Origin of the sequence: Bradyrhizobium sp. ORS 375 (assembly GCF_000239775.1) — a bacterium.
Classification (GTDB): Bacteria; Pseudomonadota; Alphaproteobacteria; order Rhizobiales; family Xanthobacteraceae; genus Bradyrhizobium.
In genome coordinates this window covers 1-2,790 of the sequence record NZ_CAFI01000132.1, presented here as the reverse complement: position 1 = coordinate 2,790, position 2,790 = coordinate 1, and the positions used below count along the sequence as shown (strand labels likewise).

Below are 2,790 nucleotides of genomic sequence, written 5' to 3'. Positions count from 1 at the left end.
TCTACCGCTCCCACTACCGCGACGCGGCGTATGACGGCTATGGTTATGAGCGTTACAGCTACGTGCCGGCCCACCGCTATCGCCCCTGCGACCACGGCGGCTATGGCCGGGCGGTGGGCTGGGACGACGAGGATTAGTTGCTCGTCTGTCGCGCATTCGAAGCTGTCGCGACGAATACTGCGGTCAGTTAGTTACTCCGTCATGCCCGGGCTCGTCCCGGGCATCCACGTCGTTCCCAGGATGCCGATCCACGTGGATGGTCGGGACAAGCCCGGCCATGACGCCGTGGAGAGGAGCGAGCGCTAAATTCCGCCCGTCTACAGCACCACGTGCACGTCGATGACGACGCGATCGGCATGCCGCGCCGCGGAGCCGACGAAGACGTGCTCCATCAGCCAGCGGTACTTCTCGTGGCCGGTCTCGAAGCGCGGGTGGGTGCGGAAGTAGATCAGCTTGGGGTCCACCGGCTCGCCGCGCTTGAGCTTCTGCAAGAGGTCGACCGGCCCGAAGCGGATGCCGCGGTTCTCGACATAGATGGTGGCGCCATCGTCGGTCTCGAAGCCGTATTTGGCCTCGAGGTCGATCAGCTCGTTCGGGCGGATCACCTGGAAGTCGGCGCCGAAATTGCAGATCCTGCCGCTGACGCCCTCGCCGTTCAGGCCCGGGCCCTTCACCTCGCCGCCATGGATCGGGATGATCCGGCGCACGCCGATGCCGGTCTCGCCGGCCGTCGTGACGGCGCCGATCATCACGGTGAGGGTGAAGACGTAGCGGGTGTCGAGAACGGGCGCGGTCATCGGTTCATCATCTGTTGCGGCAGCCAGGTGGCGAGCAGCGGGAAGGCGATCAGGATCACCAGACGGATCAGGTCGGTGGCGACGAAGGGCAGCACGCCTTTGAAGATCGTCGAGAATGATACGTCCTTCACCACCGATTTGATCACGAACACGTTCATGCCGACCGGCGGATGGATCAGGCCGAGCTCGACGGTCATCACGATGATGACGCCGAACCAGATCGGATCGAAGCCGAGATGCGAGATCACCGGGAAGATGATCGGCACGGTCAGGATGATCATCGCCATGGCGTCCATCAGGCAGCCGAGCACCAGATACATCACCATGATCAGCGCCAGTACGCCGTAGGGGCCGAGGCCGAGGCCGGTGAGGAATTCCGTCACCTTCTGCGGCGTCTGCGTCACCGTGAGGAAATAGCCGAAGATCAGCGCGCCGATCAGCACGGTGAACACGGCGGCCGCGGTGCGCGTCGCCTGCAGCAGCGAGGCCAGGATCTTCTCCTTGTCGAGCCGGCCGGTGAACACGCCGATCAGGAACGCGCCGGTGGCGCCGACGCCGCCGGCCTCAGTGGGCGTGAAGCGCGGCAGGAACGGCAGGCCGTAGAGGCCGCCGATCACGAACAGGAACAAGAGCACCGGCGCCCAGATGCCCTTCAGCCCCGCGATACGCTCGCGCCACGGCGGCGCCTCGCCCTTGGGCAGGAAGTCCGGCCGAACCTTGCCGATCACCGTGATGGTGATCATGTACATGGTCATCGCGAGCAGGCCCGGGATGATGCCGGCGATGAACAGCTTGCCGATGTCCTGCTCGGTGATGATGCCGTAGACCGCGAGCACCGTCGACGGCGGCAACATGGCCCCCAGCGTGCCGCCGGCAGCGATGACGCCGGTGGCGAAGGATTGCGGATAGCCGAAGCGGCGCATCTCCGGATAGGCCACGGCCGAGAACGTCGCCGCGGTCGCGACCGACGAGCCGCAGATCGCCGCGAAGCCGCCGCAGGCGGCGACGGTGGCGATGCCGAGGCCGCCGCGCAGATGTCCGACGAAGCCGTTGGCGGCGCGGAACAGCTCGCGGCTCATGCCGGAGTTGGACACGAACGTTCCCATCAAGAGGAACATCGGGATCACGCCGAACGTGTAGTCCGTGACCGTGCGCATCGAGGTCTGGCCGACCAGCTTCAGCGCCGCCGTGCCGTTGACGAGATAGGCGAAGCCGGAGACGCCGACGAGGCCCATCGCCATGCCGACGGGCACGCGCAGCAGCATCAGCGCAAACAGCGCAACGAAGCCGATGACGGCAACCGCATCCGTGCTCATGCGGCACTACTCCGTGGGCTTGACGTGAGGGTCATGAATCTCCTCGGGATGGAAGATCAGGCGATAGGTCCGGATGGCAATCAGGAGCACCGCCGAGACGTCGCCGATCCAGGCGATGGCGAAGAACGGCCAGGTCGGCATGTGCAGATCGAAGGTGAGGACGTTGTCCTCATAGGTGCCGCGCACCTTGTCGAACAGGGTCCAGGTCTGCACCGTGACGACGAACAGCAGGACGAGGGTTGCGAAGATGTCGATCCAGCGCTGGTAGCGCGGGCCGACATTGCCCCAGATCAGATCCACGGTGATGTGGGTGCCGCGATAAGATGTCGCAGCGATGCCCCAGAAGATCAGGATGCCGAGCAGCATGCGGCCGATGTCGAACGAATCGGGGATCGCGTAGTTCAACGTGTTTCGCAGCAGCACCGACAGGAAGATGTCGAGCGCGACGATGCCGACGAAGAATGCGGCGATCCACTCGATCCCGTCGATGATCCGGTCCATGAAGGCGCGCTGCATGGCGTGTCCGTTCGTATTTTGGCGCTTATGTTGAGTGCGAGGCGATCTGCATCGCAGTAGGCGGTGAGCTCCCTCGCCCCGCGTGCGGGGAGAGGGTTGGGGTGAGGGGGAGTCTCCCAGCAACGAGCTGACGGGGGGTACAGAGCTGGCCGCGAGCACAT

3 protein-coding genes are annotated in these 2,790 nt (G+C 64.9%); all 3 read right to left on the bottom strand.

The features are described from left to right. Positions 1–317 precede the first annotated feature (317 nt). From BRAO375_RS11545 to BRAO375_RS11535, 3 genes are read right to left on the bottom strand one after another with little or no spacing between them, the layout of a single operon-like run. Positions 318–797: a DUF3237 domain-containing protein gene (locus tag BRAO375_RS11545; RefSeq protein ID WP_009027650.1), complete on the bottom strand. Its 480-nt coding sequence runs from the start codon at positions 795–797 to the stop codon at positions 318–320. Continuing rightward, positions 794–2,113, bottom strand: a complete 1,320-nt coding sequence (locus tag BRAO375_RS11540; protein ID WP_006611345.1) for a TRAP transporter large permease — start codon at positions 2,111–2,113, stop codon at positions 794–796. Before BRAO375_RS11540 ends, BRAO375_RS11545 begins: the two co-directional genes overlap by 4 nt. A 6-nt stretch (positions 2,114–2,119) precedes the next feature. After that, complete coding sequence (locus BRAO375_RS11535; protein ID WP_006611344.1) at positions 2,120–2,629, bottom strand: TRAP transporter small permease; 510 nt, start codon at positions 2,627–2,629, stop codon at positions 2,120–2,122. Positions 2,630–2,790 lie beyond the last annotated feature (161 nt).

What these genes read in the sequence shown, in the direction of transcription:
- BRAO375_RS11540 (WP_006611345.1), bottom strand. Translation starts at nt 2,113, where the DNA reads ATGAGCACGGATGCGGTTGCCGTCATCGGCTTCGTTGCGCTGTTTGCG.
- BRAO375_RS11535 (WP_006611344.1), bottom strand. Translation starts at nt 2,629, where the DNA reads ATGCAGCGCGCCTTCATGGACCGGATCATCGACGGGATCGAGTGGATC.
- BRAO375_RS11545 (WP_009027650.1), bottom strand. Translation starts at nt 797, where the DNA reads ATGACCGCGCCCGTTCTCGACACCCGCTACGTCTTCACCCTCACCGTG.